The organism is Pseudomonas sp. H9 (genome assembly GCF_004353925.1).
In the GTDB taxonomy this organism is placed as follows: Bacteria; Pseudomonadota; Gammaproteobacteria; order Pseudomonadales; family Pseudomonadaceae; genus Aquipseudomonas.
The window spans coordinates 238,703-259,588 of the sequence record NZ_SMOK01000047.1; the positions used below are offsets into that span (position 1 = coordinate 238,703).

Consider the following 20,886-nt stretch of genomic DNA (forward strand, 5'->3'; position numbering starts at 1 on the left):
GCGGTGTGTCAGTCACATCGCATCGCGGGGCAAGCCCGCTCCCACTCACATAGCAAGCCCGTTACACCGTATCCACCTTCAAGGAATGGTCATTGAGCATGCCATTGATGATGGTCGCGGTATCCTGCCCCGCCGCCACCACGCCCCCTGCTCCGGCTGTCACACCATAGTGCTGAGCCAGGTTGACCCCGGCCAGATCGATGGTCTGGGTTGGTGCAGCTCCCGCCACCACGCTCACTTCGATGGTCGAGACCACGCCCGAACCACTGCCCGTAACTTTGAAGTGCAGGTAATCATCCAGCGACGCCGAGGTCGGGTTCTCGCCCTGCAACAATTGCGACAGGTCCAGTCGATCAGTGCCCGGGGTAAAGTCGGTTACCACATCATGCCCAGTGTTGCCCTGTTGCCAGAGGAAGGTATCGGCACCTGAACCTCCCGTCAGGGTGTTGTTGCCCGGACCACCGATCAACACGTCATCACCGCCACCACCTAACAGGGTGTCGTTGCCTTTGCCACCAATCAGCAGGTTGGCACCGCTGTTACCCGTCAGGCTGTCGTTATAGTCCGACCCAATAAGGTTCTCGATCGAAGCCAGCGTATCAGTCCCGGCGCCCAGGGTGTTTTGCCCACCGGCCAGGTTCAGATTGACCGTCACGGCACTCGACGCACTGGCATAGCTGGCCGTGTCGATGCCAGCACCACCGTCAAGCAAGTCGTTGCCCAGGCCGCCAATCAACAGGTCATTACCATTACCGCCATGCAGGGTGTCATTGCCACTGCCGCCAACCAACACGTCATTACCGTCACCGCCGTTGAGCGTGGTGGCCGTATTACCGGCCACCAGCACATCATCATTACCGGTACCGTTGAGCGTATCGCCCGCCTGGTAGTTGATGTCTACAGCACCCGTGCTGGTACCGCCATGGCCATCGCTCACGGTGTAGCTACCATTGTGCGTCGGGGTACTGTCCTGGGCATCTGCGTAATTGATGCTCATGGTCAACTTGTAGTACTCAGACGTGTTGGCGCTACCTCCACTGAGGTTGGTGCGGTTGGCTAGATGAATGGTGTAAACCCCGTCATGGCTGGCAGTAAAGCCGTCGCCGGAGCCTATCGCCTGATAGGTACCACCGGCCTCCTTCCATTCCATCAACAGGTTGTCATTGGCCAGGCGGTCGTGATTGAGGGTGAGCTTCTCACCCTGTTTAAGGGTGACCGTGATCAGGTCCTCATCATTGGCATTACCGTTACTGACCGATCCCAGGAAGCCACTGACAACCACCGCCGCAGTCATCGACGCCGCTGGCCCAGTGAACGAACCGCGTGCGACGTTAAGCAACTGATTGTTGGCATTGTTGCTACTTGTGCCGTTGAAAAGCACGGTCGGCGTCGTACTGCCGACGGTGAAATCACCGCCTCGCGCCACCCAACCGGTATTGAAGGTGGTCTGCGCAGCGCTCAGCGGATCGTTGTTGGCATCGCTGTCGTTGGCCAGCAAGGCCTCGCCTGGCAGGCTGATGCTGTTCGACAGAATATTGGTGATGACATGGTCGGCACCTGCCACCGGGCCGGTGTTGGTGTGAACGTTGACCACCAGCGTAGCGCTGCTGGTGTCGCCGTCATTGTCACTGACCACAAAGCCGATCTGCTCGACCTTGGTGCTGCCAACATCTTTAGGCGGGGTGTAGGTGAAGTCACCGGTGTCCATGTCTACCACGATGCTGCCACCCAGCGCGGTTTTCACGGTGATGCTGTTGGTACCCGAATCGAAAGTGCCACGGTCGGCTGCGCCACTCGTGGCGTAAGAGCCAGCACCGCTATTGCCCTTCGGATCGAAGGTATAGGTAGTACCGTCAATCAGCAGCGACTTGATGAAACCACCATCGGCACCGAACTCACCGCCGCTCATCAGGCTGCCCGTAACCGGCGCGCCCTGCACAGTACCCGAGAGAACTTCGTTGAGCTGGTTGAGGTCGGTGACGACATTGGCGTTGGTATTGGTATGGGTGCTGCCGTCATAGGCCAGTGGGTTAAGGTTACCGGCATTCACCCCGTTACCCAGACCAATGGCGTACGACTTGATCCCGTTGCTATCGAGGAATGACTTCCAGGACGCCTCATCCGTTGCGTCAATGCCTTGAGAGGAGGTGGAAGGCTCACCGTCCGAGAAGAAGTAGCCGATATTCTGCGCACCCGTGAGCTTGCCAGCGGTATTGAAGGCTGACTTCGCCCCCGAAACGGCCTCATCGTAGTTGGTACCACCGCCTGCACTCAGGCCTGCGACAATTGCCTTGGCGTCAGCAACCGAGACCCAACTACTGGCTTTGACTGATGAGCCGGAGCTGAACGTGACGATCTGCACTTTGACATCGCCCATCTCGTCATACTTATCGAGCAATACGCTGATCGCTTGCTTGGCGAGCTGCAACCGGCTCAACCCGGACACACCGGAGCCATCGTTCATGCTGCCGGAGACGTCGATAGTCAGCAGCAGGTTCGAATCAACCTGCCCCGGGGTCACCGAACGCTCAGCACCCACCGCCGAAGGCACATCATCGACAATGTTCACATCGATGGTGGCCGTCTTGGTGCTGCCATCGGTATCGGTCGCCTTCACCGTGATGGCTTCATTAAGGCTGTTGATGCCATTGCCATTCGCATGGCCTTCACTGTCCTTCAGGGTGTAGGTGTAGCTGACCACTCCGGTGCTCGGGTTGTAGCCAGTGATGGTCAACGCGTTGCCCAACGGCGTAACCCCCGTCTGCGGAATGCCGCTGACCACACCACCACTGACCAAGGTGATACTGCCGACGGTCAAGGTTTGCAGGCCATCAGGCGCCGTCACGGTGAAACTGCCAGAGCGCGTCAACGCCGACTCATCGGGGCTGGTTCCGTCACTGAGGTTCTTCTCGTAAACCGTCAGCTCACCGCCATTGATGTTCAGGCCGTCAATCGTCACCGGGTGATCCGAATTGCTGACGTTCAGCGTCAGGGTCGCCTTGCTGGTGTCACCGTCAGCGTCCTTAAGGGTGTAGGTGAAGGTTTCGACCCCGCTGCCGCCTCCGTGCAAGTTGATAAAGTCTGGATCGCTGGTGTTCAAGGTGTAGGTGTAGGTACCGTCAGCCGCAAGCACCAGCGTGCCGTAGGTGCCCTGGATGGTTTGTGGGGTGATCGGGCCAGTACCGGGGCCAGTACTGATGCGGTCGGCGCCCTGGATATCATTGGTCAGGACGTTGCCAGTCAGCGTCAGTTGATGCTCGCTGGCAGCCACAGGGTTGGTGTCATCCGTGGCCTTGGGCACATCATCGACGATGTTGATGTCGATCGAGGCGGTGTCCGAGTTGCCATCTTTATCGACTGCAACCACCTCAAAGCTTTCAACCAGGGTGTTGGTACCGTTGGCGTTCGGGTGGGTTTCGTTGTCGGTCAGGGTGTAGGTGCCGGTCACTAGGCCGGTGACGGGGTCGTAGCTGTGGATGGTGAAGGTGTTGCCCAGCGGCGTTGTCGCGTCGAGCGGCAGGCCCACGGCCACACCACCGCTAACGATGGTCACGCCAGCGATGGTCAGGGATTGCAGGCCATCCGGGGCCACCACGGTGAAGGTACCGCCTTTGGTCAGCGCCCACTGGTCCGGGCTGCTGCCGTCGCTGAGGTTTTTCTCGTAGAACGTCAGCTCGCCACCGCAGATGTCCAGCCCGTTGATCACCACGGGGTCGTTGAGGTTGCTGATGTTGAGCTTCAAATTTGCGGTGCTGGTGTCGCCATCGGCGTCTTTGAGGGTGTAGGTAAACACCTCGATGCCGTTGCCGCCACCGTGCAGGTTGATGAAGTCGGGATCGTTGCTGTTCAGGGTGTAGGTGTAGGTACCGTCAGCGGCCAGCACCAGGGTGCCATAGGTGCCCTGGATGGTTTGCGGGGTGATCGGCCCGCTGGTAATCCGGTCAGCGCCCTGGATGTCGTTGGTCAGCACGTTGCCGGTCAGGACCGTCTGGTTCTCGGTGGCCGTCACAGGGTTGACGTCATCGACCGCCTTGGGCACGTCATCGACGATGTTGATGTCGATCGAGGCGGTGTCCGAGTTGCCATCTTTATCGACTGCAACCACCTCAAAGCTTTCAACCAGGGTGTTGGTGCCGTTGGCGTTCGGGTGGGTTTCGTTGTCGGTCAGGGTGTAGGTGCCGGTCACCAGGCCGGTGACGGGGTCGTAGCTGTGGATCGTGAAGGTGTTGCCCAGCGGCGTTGTCGCGTCGAGCGGCAGGCCCACGGCCACACCACCGCTGACGATGGTCACGCCGGCGATGGTCAAGGTTTGCAGGCCATCCGGGGCCACCACGGTGAAGGTACCGCCTTTGGTCAGCGCCCACTGGTCCGGGCTGCTGCCGTCGCTGAGGTTTTTCTCGTAGAACGTCAGCTCGCCACCGCAGATGTCCAGCCCGTTGATCACCACGGGGTCGTTGAGGTTGCTGATGTTGAGCTTCAAATTCGCGGTGCTGGTGTCGCCATCGGCGTCTTTGAGGGTGTAGGTGAACACCTCGATGCCGTTGCCGCCACCGTGCAGGTTAATGAAGTCGGGATCGTTGCTGTTCAGGGTGTAGGTGTACGTGCCGTCAGCCGCCAGCACCAAGGTGCCGTAGGTGCCCTGGATGGTTTGCGGGGTGATCGGGCCGCTGGTGATGCGGTCAGCGCCCTGGATGTCATTGGTCAGCACGTTGCCGGTCAGGGTCAGCTGATTCTCGGTGGCCGTCACAGGGTTGACGTCATCGACCGCCTTGGGCACGTCATCGACGATGTTGATGTCGATTGAACCGGTGGCCGAACTGCCGTCTTTATCGACTGCAACCACCTCAAAGCTTTCAACCAGGGTGTTGGTGCCGTTGGCGTTCGGGTGGGTTTCGTTGTCGGTCAGGGTGTATGTACCGGTCACCAGGCCGGTGACGGGGTCGTAGCTGTGGATCGTGAAGGTGTTGCCCAGCGGCGTTGTCGCGTCGAGCGGTAGGCCAACAGCAACACCACCGCTGACAATGGTCACGCCGCCGATGGTCAGGGATTGCAGGCCATCCGGGGCCACCACGGTGAAGGTACCGCCTTTGGTCAGCGCCCACTGGTCCGGGCTGCTGCCGTCGCTGAGGTTTTTCTCGTAGAACGTCAGCTCGCCACCGCAGATGTCCAGCCCGTTGATCACCACGGGGTCGTTGAGGTTGCTGATGTTGAGCTTCAAATTCGCGGTGCTGGTGTCGCCATCGGCGTCTTTGAGGGTGTAGGTAAACACCTCGATGCCGTTGCCGCCACCGTGCAGGTTGATGAAGTCCGGGTCGTTGCTGTTCAGGGTATAGGTGTAGGTACCGTCAGCGGCCAACACCAGGGTGCCGTAGGTGCCCTGGATGGTTTGCGGGGTGATCGGCCCGCTGGTAATCCGGTCAGCGCCCTGGATGTCGTTGGTCAGCACGTTGCCGGTCAGGACCGTCTGGTTCTCGGTGGCCGTCACAGGGTTGACGTCATCGATGGCCTTGGGCACGTCATCGACGATGTTGATGTCGATTGAACCCGTGGCCGAACTACCGTCTTTATCAACGGCTACGACCTCAAAGCTTTCAACCAGGGTGTTGGTGCCGTTGGCGTTCGGGTGGGTTTCGTTGTCGGTCAGGGTGTAGGTACCGGTCACCAGGCCGGTGACGGGGTCGTAGCTGTGGATGGTAAAGGTATTGCCCAATGGGGTTGTTGCGTCGAGCGGCAGGCCTACGGCCACACCACCGCTGACAATGGTCACGCCGCCGATGGTCAGAGATTGCAGGCCATCCGGGGCCACCACGGTGAAGGTACCGCCTTTGGTCAGCGCCCACTGGTCCGGGCTGCTGCCGTCGCTGAGGTTCTTCTCGTAGAACGTCAGCTCGCCACCGCAGATGTCCAGTCCGTTGATCACTACGGGGTCGTTGAGGTTGCTAATGTTGAGCTTCAAATTCGCGGTGCTAGTGTCGCCATCGGCGTCTTTGAGGGTGTAGGTGAACACCTCGATGCCGTTGCCGCCACCGTGCAAGTTGATGAAGTCGGGATCGTTGCTGTTCAGGGTGTAGGTGTAGGTACCGTCAGCGGCCAGCACTAGGGTGCCATAGGTGCCCTGGATGGTTTGCGGGGTGATCGGGCCGCTGGTGATGCGGTCGGCGCCCTGGATGTCGTTGGTCAGCACGTTACCGGTCAAGACTGTCTGGTTCTCGGTGGCCGTCACAGGGTTGACGTCATCGATGGCCTTGGGCATGTCATCGACGATGTTCACATCAATCGAACCGCTGGCGCTGCTGCCATCGGTATCAGTGGCCACTACGGTGAAGCTTTCACTCAGGTTATTGGCGCCATTGCCCGAGGCATGGGCTTCGTTATCCAGCAAGGTGTAGGTGTAAGTCACCACGCCAGTGCTGGCGTTGTAGCCGGTGATGGTCAGGGTATTGCCTTGTGGTGTAACGGTCGACTGCGGGAAGCCCACTGCACTGCCGTTCGACACCACAGTGATGCCACCAACGGTCAGGGTTTGCAGGCCATCCGGCGCAGTCACGGTGAAGCTGCCGCCTTGGGTCAGGGCGCCGTTGTTCGGGCTGCTGCCGTCACTGAGATTTTTCTCGAAAACCGTTACCTCACCACCCTCGACATTCAGGCCGTTGAGGGTGACCGGGTCGTTGAGGTTGCTGACGTTGAGCTGCAAGGTCGCGGTGCTGGTATCGCCATCGGCGTCCTTGAGGGTGTAGGTGAAGGTTTCGACGCCGTTACCGCCACCGTGCAGGTTGATGAAGTCCGGATCGTTGCTGTTCAGGGTGTAGGTGTAGGAACCGTCGGCAGCCAATACCAAAGTGCCGTAGGTGCCCTGGATGGTTTGTGGCGTGATCGGCCCGCTGGTGATGCGGTCGGCGCCTTGCACGTCATTGGTCAGCACATTACCGGTCAGGGTCAGTTGCGCCTCAGTTGCAGTGCTGGCATTGGTGTCGTCCAGCGCCGCCGGCGTATCGTCGACGATGTTCACGTCAATCGAGCCGCTGGCGCTGCTGCCATCGGTATCAGTCGCCACTACGGTGAAGCTTTCACTCAGGTTATTGGCGCCATTGCCCGAGGCATGGGCTTCGTTATCCAGCAAGGTGTAGGTGTAAGTCACCACGCCAGTGCTGGCGTTGTAGCCGGTGATGGTCAGGGTATTGCCTTGTGGTGTAACGGTTGACTGCGGGAAGCCCACTGCACTGCCGTTCGACACCACGGTGATGCCACCAACGGTCAGGGTTTGCAGGCCATCCGGGGCGGTCACGGTGAAGCTGCCGCCCTGGGTCAGGGCGCCGTTATTCGGGCTGCTGCCGTCGCTGAGATTTTTCTCGAAAACCGTTACCTCACCACCCTCGACATTCAGGCCGTTGAGGGTGACCGGGTCGTTGAGGTTGCTGACGTTGAGCTGCAAGGTCGCGGTGCTGGTATCGCCATCGGCGTCCTTGAGGGTGTAGGTGAAGGTTTCGACGCCGTTACCGCCACCGTGCAGGTTGATGAAGTCCGGATCGTTGCTGTTCAGGGTGTAGGTGTAGGTACCGTCGGCAGCCAATACCAAGGTGCCGTAGGTGCCCTGGATGGTTTGTGGCGTGATCGGCCCGCTGGTGATGCGGTCGGCGCCTTGCACGTCATTGGTCAGCACATTACCGGTCAGGGTCAGTTGCGCCTCAGTTGCAGTGCTGGCATTGGTGTCGTCCAGCGCCGCCGGCATATCGTCGACGATGTTCACGTCAATCGAGCCGCTGGCGCTGCTGCCATCGGTATCAGTGGCCACTACGGTGAAACTTTCACTCAGGTTATTGGCGCCATTGCCCGAGGCATGGGCTTCGTTATCCAGCAAGGTGTAGGTGTAAGTCACCACGCCAGTGCTGGCGTTGTAGCCGGTGATGGTCAGGGTATTGCCTTGTGGTGTAACGGTCGACTGCGGGAAGCCCACTGCACTGCCGTTCGACACCACGGTGATGCCACCAACGGTCAGGGTTTGCAGGCCATCCGGGGCGGTCACGGTGAAGCTGCCGCCCTGGGTCAGGGCGCCGTTGTTCGGGCTGCTGCCGTCGCTGAGATTTTTCTCGAAAACCGTTACCTCACCACCCTCGACATTCAGGCCGTTGAGGGTGACCGGGTCGTTGAGGTTGCTGACGTTGAGCTGCAAGGTCGCGGTGCTGGTATCGCCATCGGCGTCCTTGAGGGTGTAGGTGAAGGTTTCGACGCCGTTGCCGCCACCATGCAGGTTGATGAAGTCCGGATCGTTGCTGTTCAGGGTGTAGGTGTAGGAACCGTCGGCAGCCAATACCAAGGTGCCGTAGGTGCCCTGGATGGTTTGCGGGGTAATTGGCCCGCTGGTGATGCGGTCGGCGCCTTGCACATCATTGCTCAGCACGTTGCCAGTGAGGGTCAGTTGGTTCTCTGTAGCGGTCACAAGGTTGCTGTCGTTAACCGCTGTAGGCTTATCGTCAACGATGTTTACATTGATCGAACCACTGGCACTGCTGCCATCGGTGTCGGTGGCCACCACGGTGAAGCTCTCACTTGAATTGCTGATGCCATTGCCTGCGGCATGCGCTTCAGTGACCAGCAGTGTGTAGGTGTAGGTCACCACCCCGGTGCTGGCGTTGTAGCCGGTAATGGTCAGGGTGTTGCCTTGTGGCGTAACAGCCGACTGCGGGAAGCCAACCGTGCTGCCGCTCGACACCACGGTGATGCCGCCGATGGTCAGGGTTTGCAGGCCATCCGGGGCGGTCACGGTGAAGCTACCGCTCTGTGTCAAGGCAGCGTTATCCGGGTTGCTGCCGTCGCTGAGATTTTTCTCGAAGACGGTCAGAGCACCGCCTTCAAGGTTCAGACCGTTGAGGGTAACCGGGTCGTTGAGGTTGCTGACGTTGAGCTTCAAGGTCGCGGTGCTGGTATCACCATCGGCGTCCTTGAGGGTGTAGGTGAAGGATTCAACGCCACTGCCACCACCGTGCAGGTTGATGAAGTCCGGATCGTTGGTATTGAGCGTGTAGGTGTATGAGCCGTCGGCAGCTAATACCAGGGTGCCGTAAGTGCCCTGGATGGTTTGCGGGGTAATTGGCCCGCTCGCGATCCGGTCAGCGCCTTGCACATCGTTGCTCAACACGTTGCCAGTGAGGGTCAGCTGGTTTTCAGTAGCGCTCACCGGGTTGCTGTCATCCACAGCCCGCGGTGCATCGTCGATCACGGTTATATTCAACGAACCACTGGCCACATCGCCATCGGTATCACTGACCGAAACACTAATGCTCTCGCCCAGGCTACCGTTGCCGCCCGGATGCGTCTCAGCACCGGTCAGGGTGTAGCTGTAGCTGACCACGCCGGTGGCCGGGTTGTAACCTGTGATGGTCAGTACGTTACCCAGCCCGGTGACAATGGACTGCCCCACCCCGGTCACCGCACCGGCGGTGACCACGTTGATGCCACCGATATTGAGATTGAACACCCCATCCGGCGCCACCACGGTAAAGCTACCCGTCTGGGTCAACGCCGTAGCGTCACTGGCCGAACCTTGGGCCAGGTTGGCTTCGTTGAAGGTCAAGCCACCGCCCGCGACCTCCAGGCCATCGAGGGTGACGGGATTGTCCACGTCGGGAACCACCGGCGGAATGTCGTCGTTATCGGTAACCAGACCGAACTCCCGATCCGCCAATTCGGCAAAACCGTTAAAGCCTGCCGTCGGGAAGCCGATGGTCGGATCGACCCGGCCGGCCACTTCACTGAGCATCACAAAAGAGTGACCGCCGCCCAACGCTCCCGATGATCCGCCGCTACCAGGACCGGCAGCCGTCGGGTCGGCCTCCTGACTCGGGTCAGCACCGGCAGCAATGGCTTGCTGGAGTTTTTCCACATCGGTCAGTTGAGCCTGACTGGGCGTCTGGGCTTCAGGTGTGTCCACCTGCGGCGCTTGATTGGCCAACAGCTGTGGCGAAAGTTCCAGGCTGCTGTCCCGGCCCAAGGTCAATTCGGCGCCATTTTGCAGATGGACGGCAACGGCTCCGGCCGCGCCCGTCTCCAGCTGCTCGCCGGCAAACAGCCGGTCACCTTCGCTCAGTTGCCGACGCGTTCCGTCATTGGCAACCGCAAAGACCTCACCGACTACTTTGCTGACAACACCGATTAACTTGGCCATGAGCGCTCTCCTCCGCTGCGGGACGGTTTTTCGCAGAAAAGCGCGTTGAATCTCGCGTGGTCAGCCCACTGCACCTGCACGGGGCCAACACCCGGAAAGCGCTGCAGGCGAGGTGGATGTCAATGAAATCAACACCTTCGCCAAACAGTCGCTCACTGAACGTGGAAATCAATCTGGCTATTTGGCATCTGCCAAAATTTTGTCGCCAACGACTGACCTTCCTCCATCCCCTCCGCTACATCCGTGCCCTTTACCGCAAAATTTTCTGATTTTTGATTGACGCCTGAAAAAACGCACCCTCGCGCAGAATTGCTGGGCGCCTGATATGAACAATGTCTTGGATTCCTTAGACCGCATAAGTTTTTTTTCGCATAAGCCTTATGAAAAATTCTTCTTAGCTCGCCTTATAAATGTTCTTAGCTTTGGTGTTACAAGCCTGAAACGGTTTGCACTAAGAATTTCGTCAATTTTATGACGCCAGCAACACCAAAACTAGAAATCAGGGAGTAGTACCCCATGCGCGTTTTGACCCCCATCACCGGCGCAATCCTATTGGCCATGGCATGTGCCAATGCTCAGGCGATGTCACTTACGGAAGCTGTTCAAAGCGCCGTGGACCAACATCCGGAAATCAACGCCAGCCGAAACAGCCGCTTGTCTGCAGACGAGGACGTCAAGTTTGCCAAAGGCGGCTGGTACCCTCGTGTCGACCTGGTGGCCGGTTACGGTCGGCAGAAATCAGACAACACCAACACTCGCTTCACCAATCCCGATGGCACCAGCAATCACAACAAGGAAACCCTGAACTACACCCAGTCTGACCTGCGCCTGCGGCAGATGCTGTTCGACGGTTTCAACACCTCCAACGAGGTCAGCCGTACCGAAGCGGTGGTCAACTCCCGCGCCTATTACACCCAGGCAACCGCACAGAGCGTCGCCCTGCGCGCTATCGAGGTTTACCTGGATGTGCTCAAACGTCGCGAGCTAGTCACCCTGGCGACCAACAACCTGCAGGCTCACCTACGTGTCAACGACCAGATCGGCTTGCGCAGCGAGCGCGGTGTCGGCAGCAACGCTGACCTTGACCAGTCCACTGCGCGTCGTGCACTGGCGGAAAACAACCTGTACACCGCCGAAGTCGACCTGGCCGATGCCGAAGCGAATTTCTTCAGTGTCATCGGGCGTTACCCCGACGAACTGGAAACCCCAGTCACCATCAAAGGGGAAATGCCTGCCAGCCTGCTTGATGCCCGTCAGGACATGCTTGAGCACAACCCCTACCTGAAGTCGGCCCAGGCTGACGTTAACGCCGCCGAGCAGCAGTACGAGGTGGCCAAGTCGCCGTTCTACCCGCGCCTGGATGCGGTGTTGGCCACCGGTGCCAATAACAACACGGCCGGCCAGGTCGGCCACGACAATAACGACTGGCAAGCCGGTGTCGAGCTCAGCTACAACCTGTTCCGCGGCGGCAGCGACAAGGCCCGCCTGCAGTCGGATGCGCACAAAATCAACCAGGCCATGGACATCCGCAACAACGCCTTGCGCACCCTCAACGAAGACCTGGCGCTGTCGTGGAACGCCATGACCAACGCCCGCAAGCAAACGCCGACCGCCCGCGAATACGCCGACACCAGCACCCGTGTACGTGCGGCCTATCAGGATCAGTTCGGCCTCGGCCAACGCACCCTGCTCGACCTGCTCGACAGTGAGAACGAGTTGTACAACGCCAACCGCCGCTACACCGAGGTGCGCTACACCGAGGAATTCTCGATGTATCGGGTATTGGCCAACATGGGTGAGTTGCTTAACAAGCAACGGATTTCACTGCCGCCCGAGGCGATTGCCCAGAGCGAAGTGAAAAGCGAGGCACGTTTGCCCGACATGCGCTAACCCCCGACTCGCTGCAGGAGTAGGCCATTATGACCAGCATGCAACCTGCGAGCTCGGCGGCGGATCCGCGCCTGAGTTTCGATGACCCGTTACTCGATGGATTGCTGATTCTCTGCAAGCTGCACGGTTGCACGGTCAGCCGCACAGGCCTGAGCGCCGGGCTTCCCCTGGCCCATCAGCGCCTGAGCCTCGACCTGCTGCCCCGGGCCGCAGCCCGCGCCGGTTTACAGGCGCGGGTATTGCGCCGGGAATTAGGCGCGATTTCAGCGTTGAACTTGCCGGTACTGCTGCTGCTCAAGGAAGGTAAATGCGCCGTATTACGCCGTTGGGGCGAAGACGGCAGAGCGTTGATCCTGCCGAGCGAGGCCGAAGGCGGCGAGCAATGGGTCAGCCGGGAAGAGTTGGCCGAGGCCTACAGCGGTGAGGCGTTGTTCGCCCGCCCCCGGCATGAACTCGAAGACCTGCGCTCGCCGTTGATGCCACGGGTCAACGCCTGGTTTCGCGACACCCTGAAGCTGTCCCGCTGGCTGTATAGCGATGCGGTACTGGCCAGCTTGCTGATCAACCTGCTCGGCCTCATGGTGCCGCTGTTTGTCATGCAAACCTACGACCGGGTGGTGCCCAACCAGGCCATCTCAACCCTATGGGTTTTGGTAGTCGGCCTGTTGATCGGCACCTTGTTCGAGTTGATTTTGCGCGTGGTCCGCGCCCATTTGCTGGATCAGGCCGGGAAGAAAACCGACCTGATCCTCTCTGCGACGTTGTTCGAACGCATCACCGGCATGTCGATGAAAGCCCGCCCGGCCACCGTCGGCGGCTTCGCGCAAAGCATCCATGACTTTCAGGGCTTGCGCGAGTTTCTGACCGCCGTGACCCTGACCAGCGTCATCGACCTGCCGTTCGTCGTCCTGATGCTGCTGGTGATTGGCCTGCTCGGCGGTTGGCTGGTGGTCATTCCGCTGATTGCCTTCCCAGTCACCATCATCTTTGCCTTGATGATCCAGGTGCGCCTACGCGATACCGTGCAAAAAAGCCTGGCCCTGGGCGCAGTGCGTCAGGCGCTGTTGATCGAAACCCTCGGCGGCCTGGAAACCCTGAAAGCCTGCAGTGCCGAGAGCGAACGCCAGTATCAGTGGGAAAGTACCCACGGCGCCATGACCCGCCTTGACGCCCATGCCCGCAACCTGTCGGCGCTGGCCACCAACGGCACGTTGTTCATCCAGCAATTCTGCGGCATGGCCACCATTGTCGCCGGGGTTTACAGCATCATCGCCGGCAACCTCAGCGTCGGTGCGCTGGTCGCCAGCTACATGCTCGGCAGCCGGGTGCTGGCACCGCTGGGGCAGATTGCCGGGTTGATCACCCGCTACCAGCAGGCACAGCTGACCATGCGCAGCACGGACGCGCTGATGGCCTTGCCGCAAGAGCGTCAGGCCGGCCAGCAACCGCTGGAACGCACGCAACTGCACGGCGCCCTGGAAGTCAGCCATGTCACCTTCCGCTATGCCGGGCAGAATGCCGCGGCGCTCAATGCCGTGAGCTTCAGCGTCAAACCCGGTGAACGCATCGGCATCATCGGCCGTAGCGGTTCGGGTAAAAGCACCCTGTCACGCCTATTGATGGGCTTTTACGAACCGGATGAAGGGCAGATCCTCCTCGACAACCTCGACCTGCGCCAACTCGACATTGCCGACCTGCGCAATCAGATTGGCTATGTCGCCCACGACTTGCCGTTGTTGGCCGGCAGCCTGCGCGACAACCTCACCCTTGGCGCCCGCTATGTCAGCGATGCACGCATGCTGGAAGTGGCAGAGCTGACCGGCGTCAGTGAGCTGGCACGCCAGCACCCACAAGGTTTCGACCGCCCGGTAGGCGAACGCGGTCAGTTGCTCTCCGGCGGCCAGCGCCAAGCCGTACTGCTGGCCCGGGCGATGCTGCTGGAGCCGCCAATCATGATCCTCGACGAACCCACCAGCCACATGGATAACGCCAGCGAAGACCAATTGCGCCAACGCCTGCATGGCTGGGTGCAAGGCAAGACGCTGCTGCTGGTAACGCACCGTACATCGATGCTCAGCCTGGTCGATCGCCTGCTGGTGCTGGACAACGGCAAGGTGGTGGCCGACGGGCCGAAGGAAGCGGTTATCGATGCACTGCGCAAAGGTCGGGTCGGGTCAGCCATTTAAGGGGTCAAGTCATGTCCATCAGCCAAGGCCTGCGCAGTTACTTCCAGAGTTTCGGCAAAACCGCTGAACACGATTACATGCCGGATCTGGCCGGCGCCACGCTGCAGGATTCGCCCCGCCTGTCTCGCGTTACTGTGTGGCTGGCGGCGGCCTTGTTGCTGGTCGCGCTGGCGTGGGCCTGGTTTGCCGTGCTCGACGAAGTGACCATGGGCGAAGGCAAGGCCATCCCTTCCAGCAAGGTGCAGGTGATCCAGAACCTGGAAGGCGGCATCGTCACCGAAATTTTTGTTCGCGAAGGGCAAGTCGTGAACAAAGGCGATACCTTGCTGCGCCTGGACGACACCCGCTTTCAATCCAACAAAGGCGAGAGCGAGGCGGATCGCTATGCGCTCACGGCTCAGGTCGAGCGTCTGTCAGCCGAGGCAGATGGTCGGCCCTTCGAGGTGTCCGAAGAAGTTCGCAGCAAAGCCCCGCAAGTGGCTGAAGACGAGCTGTCGCTGTATCAATCCCGGCAGCGGCGCCTGACCAGCGAAAAGCAGACGCTCAATGAACAACTGCGGCAGAAAACCCAGGAGCTGGCCGAGTTCCGCTCCAAGGCCGAACAGTACCGCTCGGCCTTGGGCCTGCTGCAAGAAGAGCTGAACATGTCGACCCCGCTTGTAGGCACTGGGGCGATTTCACCCGTGGAGATCTTGCGCCTCAAGCGCAGCACCGTCGAGGCCCGCGGCTCGCTCAACGCCACCACCCTGGCCATTCCCCGTGCCGAAGCGGCGATTGCAGAAATCAAAAGCAAGATTGAAGAGACAGACGCGGGGTTCCGCTCGGAAGCGGCCAAAGAGCTCAACGAGAAACGTACCGACCTGTCGAAAATCACCGCCTCCAGCATTGCCATCGACGACCGTGTTTCGCGTACGACAGTGGTCTCGCCAGTGCATGGCATCATCAAGCTGATGAAGGTCAACACTATTGGTGGCGTGGTTCAGCCGGGCAGCGACCTGCTGGAGATCGTACCGCTGGAAGACAACCTGCTGATCGAAGCCAAGGTGCGCCCACAAGACGTGGCGTTCCTGCATCCGGGGCAGGCGGCAATGGTTAAATTCAGCGCCTACGACTACACCATCTACGGCGGACTGAAAGCCAAGCTGGAGTTGATCAGCGCCGACACCGTGACCGACGACAAGGGCAACTCGTTTTATTTGATCCAGGTGCGCACTGACAAAAACCACCTTGGCGGAGACAACAAACCCCTGCTGATCATCCCCGGCATGACTGCCACCGTGGACATCATCACCGGGCACAAGAGCGTGCTGGATTACCTGCTCAAACCAGTGCTCAAAGCGCGGACTGAAGCGATGCGGGAGCGGTGATCTATCGCCTGTAGGAGCGGGCTTGCCCCGCGATGCGATGTTGGTTGATAAATCGCCATCGCGGGGCAAGCCCGCTCCCACAGCAAGCCCGCTCCCACCAGCCGTCAGCGCTGGTGATTACGCTCGAAAGTCTCACTCCCCATGGCCGCAATCTGCCCCTCGATCAAGGCCTCGAACGGCTTGAGCAGCGCATCGAAACACACCGGCGCCTCCAGCACATTCAGCGCCTGCACCACCGCCTCCAGGGTCGATAGCGCCCCATCAGCCGGTGCTTTGCGCAAGCGATAGCGCGAAGGCAGCACTTCGGCCAGGGTCACCCGTGGCAAGCTGGCCAGCAACGGGTTTACATGTAGCAACTTACTCGCTTTGCGCCACGTACCATCTGGCACCACCAGCAACCACGGACGCTCATCGGCAGCGCTGCTGTAGCCCGTCAACGGCTGCGCGCCCTCCCCCGGAAACAGCAAAGCGCTGCGATACCCCGGCACCTCGATCAGCGCGGCCAGATCCTCGAACACTTCACCGACCCGTAGCTCGCAATTGCGCAAACCCAACGCCGCCAGCTTTGCGGTGTTAAGGGCATGGCGAACTTCACTGGGGTGCTGCAACACCAGCACGCGGGTGCGGCTGTCGAGCGACGGGATCAAGGAACAAAGGCAATGGGATTGTGGGCGCAGGCAGCGCTCGCACTGGATTCTGGACATCGGGTTCTCCTGGGCAGGCGAAGTGTGCCACAGCAAACCCGAAAAAAGGTTCATCACGGATTTGCGGGGGGCATTGGGTGCTGTGGGCTTATCCATTGGATGTGCTGGCCTTGCTGGCCCCTTCCGCCCTTACGGCGGCTGACTTTCCTCTTGGAAAAAGTCAGCAAAACCGCTCGCTCCGGGTTCCTTCCCTCCGGCATTGCTCCCGCGAGGACCCGCTAACTGGCCATCCATGGCCCGAAGCGCTTGATCCATCGCGCACGAAAAAGCAACAAGCAACAAGCAACAAGCAAGATCACCACATCCTTCACTATCGAAGATAACGCCAGTGCAAGCCCCGCCCGTAACTTCGCGACTTCAGGAGGCCGGAGAGGAGGTACCTGGAGGGCCAGGTGCGCAGCACCCTTCGGCTGAGCCGAAGGCGCGAGACGTAGACTTGGCGAAGCAAGTCGTAGGCCGCGCGGGCCTGGAGGGTGCCGGAACGCAGGGAACCCGGAGCGCAGCGCAGGGCCGGATGTAGGAGCCAGCGGCTTTGCTTACTTTCCCCAAGAGGAAAGTAAGCCGCCGTAAGGGCGGAAGGGGCCCGTAAGGCCGCCACACCGAACGGATAAGCCCACAGCGCCCAACGCCACCGACGTGAAGCACCGAAAAAAGCCCACTTCCCTGTGGGGGAAACGAAAGACTTCAGCGGTTGAAACGTTCAGCCAGGCTGTACAGGTAGTCGGCCATGCGCTCCAGGTCCTGACTGATCTCAGCGCCCTGCTTGGCCTGCCCGGCACTGTGATCGCACAACTGGGCAATGCGGGTGATCTGCTGATTGATATCTTCAGCCACATGACTTTGTTGCTCAGACGCCGTGGCCATTTGCTGACTCATGCCGGTGATGCGGCTGACCGCTTGAGTGATCCCCACCAAGGCCGACTGCACCGCCTCGACCCGTTGCACACTTTCCCGGGAAATCTGCTCACCTTTACTGGCTGTCGACACCGCCCGCTGCGCGCCATCGCGCAATGAGGCAATGATCTGATGGATTTCCTCGGTGGAGCTGCGGGTGCGCTGGGCCAGCGAGCGCACTTCGTCAGCCACTACCGCAAAACCACGCCCCTGTTCACCGGCCCGCGCTGCTTCAATCGCCGCATTGAGGGCCAGCAGATTGGTCTGCTCGGCAATCGAGGTGATCACATCAACCACGCTGCCGATCGATTGGGTCTGCTCAGCCAGGGCGTTGACCGCCTGGCCGATGTCATTGACCGCGTCGCTCATACTGCCCATGGCCCGCAAACTCTGCTGCGCCAGGTCACTGCCCTGCTGGGCCAACTGGTCAGCATCGGCAGCTGCGGTGGCGGTGTTCTGTACGTTGTGTGTCACTTCCTGAATCGTCGCCGCCATCTGCGCGATGGCGGTGGCCGATTGGTCGGTTTCACTGCGCTGACGGTCAAGCATCTGCGCCTGGGCACCTGACAAATCCGAAGACTGTGCAGCTCGCGACTTGACCCCGACGCCAGCGTCCACCAACCGCGTAAGGGCGGTTTGCAAGCGCGCCTCCTCACTGAGAATGGCCAGGTCGAGCTGCCCTTGCAGGCCACGGTTGTCACTGTAGGTCAGGGCCACAATTGGGCTGGTGAACGCTTTTGGATGCTCGGCCAGTGTGCGTTTGATAACGCGGTTCTGGCGTGACTCGATCAGGTACCAGGCGCTGAACAGGCTGGTCATCAGCACCCCCAGGGCGGCGTACTGCGGCAACCACAAGTAACTGGCCGTCGACAGCAGACCCGCGCCGAGCAACGGCCAGCCATGCTCGATGACCTCCCCTACCCGCGCCGCCATAGGCACCGCCGACCGCCCCTTGCGCAAGCGTGCATACAGCGCCGTTGCGCGACGAATCTGATCGCGGGTCGGCACTGAACGCACCGACTCGTAACCACTGACACGCCCGTTTTCGTAGATTGCGGTCACATAGGCGCTGACCCAATAGTAATCACCGTTCTTGGCCCGGTTCTTCACCACGCCCATCCAGGGTTTACCCTGCTTGATGGTTTCCCACATATGCCCGAACACTTCCGGGGGCATGTCCGGGTGACGCACCAGGTTATGCGGCTGGCCGAGCAACTCTTCGTAAGTGAAGCCACTGATGGCGACAAAAGCATCGTTGCAATAGGTTATGCGGCTGTTGAGGTCCGTGGTGGAAATCAACCGTTGTTCGCTGGGGAAGGTTCTTTCGTGTTCAGTGACGGGTAAATTCATTCGCATAGGTGCGATACCTGCCGAAGGATGATGGGGAAATGACATCAACGCAGTACAGGTTTAGCAGAGCAATTGCGGGAAAGTAGCCCGTTTACCGAAGAAATCTCCGGTTGTAACAGCATTTTTCAGGTGTCATTTCGGTCAAGCCGGTGTCAGCTGCGCCTTGAGCAAATCGCGGAAGGTCTGAATCAGAGGTTCACGGCTGCGGCCGCGGCGAATGATCATGGAAAACGGCGCCTGATAACCGAACGTGGCAGGCGATAACACGCGCAAGTCGCCCTTGTCGGCCCAGGCCTGGGCATAGTGTTCAGGCAGGTAACCGATATAAGCCCCGGACAACACCAGAATCAGCTGCGCTTCCATACTCTCCACCGTCGCCGCGCTGTGCTTGAAGCCGTGCCGGGCCAGCTCAGCCTGGCTCCAGTAGCCCCGCCCGACCATGCGCTGCTGGGTAATCACCTGCTCGGGAATGCGCCGCTCGTGAAACAACGGGTGGCGATTACTGCAGTACAACCAGTGTTGCTCACGGTATAGCGGCTGATAGACCAGCCCGCTCATGCGCGTCGAGAACGCGCCGATGGCCAGGTCCAGGCGGTTGTCTTGCACGCCCAGTTGCAACTCGTAGGGGCTGGAGACCGACAAGTGCAAGTGGACTGCCGGGTGCTCCTGACTGTAGGCACCAATCGCTTCGGCCAGTGGCAAGGCGCGGTCGCCTACCGTCGAGTCGATTACCCCCAAGTTCAGGGTGCCGCGCAATTCCCCCTTGAGCGCCGCCGCGTACTGCTCGAAGCCATCCATTTCGGCCAGCAAACGCAAAGTTTCCTGATGGAACAGCTCACCCTTGCTGGTGAGGCTGAAACCGCCGCGCCCGCGATGACACAGGACGATGCCCAGCGCCGCTTCCAACTGGCTCATGTAGGTACTGATGGCCGACGTGGACAGATTGAGTTCACGCTGAGCGTTGGCGAAACCTTGATGGCGCACGACGCTGACAAAGATGCGCAGAAGTTTCAGGTCAGGCAGTGCGGAGGCCATGGTTTACGGGGTCCGGAAAGGCGGCAGGTGGGCAAAGTCTAACCAGATCCCACGCATTAGTTTAGAAAAATCTGAACTAAGTATTTGCCTGTAGCGATTCTTTTTACCCACTACCTTTTGCAGACTCTGCCGCAATGCACCTGCTTGCCAGCATTCAGGGGTTGTTTCAGCCCCCGCAAGACAGGTTCCAACAACTAGAACAATCGAATCGATGAGGCCCGACCGTGGACAAGATTCTTCACCAACCACTGGGCGGCAACGAAATGCCGCGCTTCGGCGGCATCGCCACCATGCTCCGTCTCCCTCACCTGCCAAGCGCCGAAGGCCTGGATGCTGCCTTCATCGGCATTCCTCTGGATATCGGTACTTCGCTGCGCTCCGGCACCCGTTTCGGGCCACGGCAGATCCGCGCCGAGTCGGTGATGATCCGCCCATACAACATGGCCACTGGTGCTGCGCCGTTCGATTCGCTGTCGGTAGCCGATATCGGTGATGTTGCGATCAACACCTTCAACCTGCTTGAAGCAGTGCGCATCATCGAAGAAGCCTACGACGAAATCCTTGAGCACAACGTCATCCCCATGACCATGGGCGGCGACCACACCATCACCCTGCCGATTCTGCGCGCGCTGCACAAAAAGCACGGCAAGATCGGTCTGGTGCACATTGATGCCCATGCCGACGTCAACGATCACATGTTCGGCGAGAAAATCGCCCACGGCACCACCTTCCGCCGCGCCGTGGAAGAAGGCCTGCTGGACTGCGACCGCGTGGTACAGATCGGCCTGCGCGCCCAGGGCTACACCGCTGAAGACTTCAACTGGAGCCGCAAGCAGGGCTTCCGCGTGGTTCAGGCCGAAGAATGCTGGCACAAGTCGCTGGAGCCGCTGATGGCTGAAGTGCGCGAGAAAGTCGGTGGCGGCCCGGTTTACCTGAGTTTCGACATCGACGGCATCGACCCGGCCTGGGCCCCAGGCACCGGCACCCCGGAAATCGGTGGCCTGACCACCATCCAGGGCATGGAAATCATCCGTGGCTGCCAAGGGCTGGACCTGATCGGCTGCGATCTGGTGGAAGTCTCGCCACCTTACGACACCACCGGCAACACCTCGTTGCTCGGTGCCAACCTGCTCTACGAAATGCTCTGTGTCTTGCCGGGTGTGGCTCACCGCTGACCGACAAGCACCAGGAGCTACAACGAGGCAGGAGCCATGATCGCCGGTGCGTCCACGCAGCCGGCGAAGTAGACGAATGACCGGCGCCCGGCTTGCCTGGCGCCAGGATCGCTCTCACCATAA

General features: G+C 60.2%; 7 protein-coding genes and 2 pseudogenes. 4 read left to right on the forward strand and 5 right to left on the reverse strand.

Annotated features, from left to right (window positions below; translation table 11 throughout):
- Positions 1-61 precede the first annotated feature (61 nt).
- Positions 62-10,162, reverse strand: coding sequence for a retention module-containing protein (locus E1573_RS25960; RefSeq protein ID WP_133217393.1), 10,101 nt, complete (start codon positions 10,160-10,162; stop codon positions 62-64).
- A gap of 516 nt (positions 10,163-10,678) precedes the next feature.
- Here E1573_RS25960 and E1573_RS25965 point away from each other — a divergent pair.
- The 3 genes from E1573_RS25965 to E1573_RS25975 are packed head-to-tail and all read left to right on the forward strand — an operon-like array spanning position 10,679 to position 15,605.
- On the forward strand, positions 10,679-12,052 hold the full coding sequence (locus E1573_RS25965; protein ID WP_133217394.1) for a TolC family outer membrane protein: 1,374 nt from the start codon (positions 10,679-10,681) through the stop codon (positions 12,050-12,052).
- A gap of 29 nt (positions 12,053-12,081) precedes the next feature.
- Positions 12,082-14,238: a type I secretion system permease/ATPase gene (locus tag E1573_RS25970; protein ID WP_133217395.1), complete on the forward strand. Its 2,157-nt coding sequence runs from the start codon at positions 12,082-12,084 to the stop codon at positions 14,236-14,238.
- Between the two features lie 11 nt (positions 14,239-14,249).
- Positions 14,250-15,605, forward strand: coding sequence for an HlyD family type I secretion periplasmic adaptor subunit (locus E1573_RS25975; protein WP_133217396.1), 1,356 nt, complete (start codon positions 14,250-14,252; stop codon positions 15,603-15,605).
- A 104-nt stretch (positions 15,606-15,709) separates the two neighbouring features.
- Here E1573_RS25975 and E1573_RS25980 read toward each other — a convergent pair whose 3' ends face one another.
- The 4 genes and pseudogenes from E1573_RS25980 to E1573_RS25990 all read right to left on the reverse strand — a co-directional run bounded on the left by E1573_RS25980 (position 15,710) and on the right by E1573_RS25990 (position 19,588).
- Positions 15,710-16,309, reverse strand: coding sequence for a tRNA-uridine aminocarboxypropyltransferase (locus tag E1573_RS25980; protein WP_133217397.1), 600 nt, complete (start codon positions 16,307-16,309; stop codon positions 15,710-15,712).
- Positions 16,310-16,993: 684 nt separating this feature from the next.
- Positions 16,994-17,968 (reverse strand): annotated as a pseudogene (locus E1573_RS27370) (methyl-accepting chemotaxis protein); the annotation flags it as partial.
- A gap of 309 nt (positions 17,969-18,277) precedes the next feature.
- Positions 18,278-18,598: pseudogene (locus E1573_RS27375) on the reverse strand (PAS domain-containing protein); the annotation flags it as partial.
- A 96-nt stretch (positions 18,599-18,694) separates the two neighbouring features.
- A complete protein-coding gene (locus E1573_RS25990) occupies positions 18,695-19,588 on the reverse strand; it encodes a LysR family transcriptional regulator (RefSeq protein WP_038613562.1) in 894 nt (297 codons plus the stop codon).
- 224 nt (positions 19,589-19,812) lie between these two features.
- On the opposite strand from E1573_RS25990, the gene speB reads away from it, so the two are divergent.
- Entirely contained in the window at positions 19,813-20,763 is a 951-nt protein-coding gene (gene speB / locus E1573_RS25995) for an agmatinase (protein WP_133217399.1), read from the forward strand.
- Positions 20,764-20,886 lie beyond the last annotated feature (123 nt).

Excerpts from the sequence above, each read along its gene's own strand:
- E1573_RS25960 (WP_133217393.1), bottom strand. The coding sequence starts at position 10,162 with ATGGCCAAGTTAATCGGTGTTGTCAGCAAAGTAGTCGGTGAGGTCTTT.
- E1573_RS25975 (WP_133217396.1), top strand. The coding sequence starts at position 14,250 with ATGTCCATCAGCCAAGGCCTGCGCAGTTACTTCCAGAGTTTCGGCAAA.
- E1573_RS25980 (WP_133217397.1), bottom strand. The coding sequence starts at position 16,309 with ATGTCCAGAATCCAGTGCGAGCGCTGCCTGCGCCCACAATCCCATTGC.
- E1573_RS25970 (WP_133217395.1), top strand. The coding sequence starts at position 12,082 with ATGACCAGCATGCAACCTGCGAGCTCGGCGGCGGATCCGCGCCTGAGT.
- E1573_RS25965 (WP_133217394.1), top strand. The coding sequence starts at position 10,679 with ATGCGCGTTTTGACCCCCATCACCGGCGCAATCCTATTGGCCATGGCA.
- E1573_RS25990 (WP_038613562.1), bottom strand. The coding sequence starts at position 19,588 with ATGGCCTCCGCACTGCCTGACCTGAAACTTCTGCGCATCTTTGTCAGC.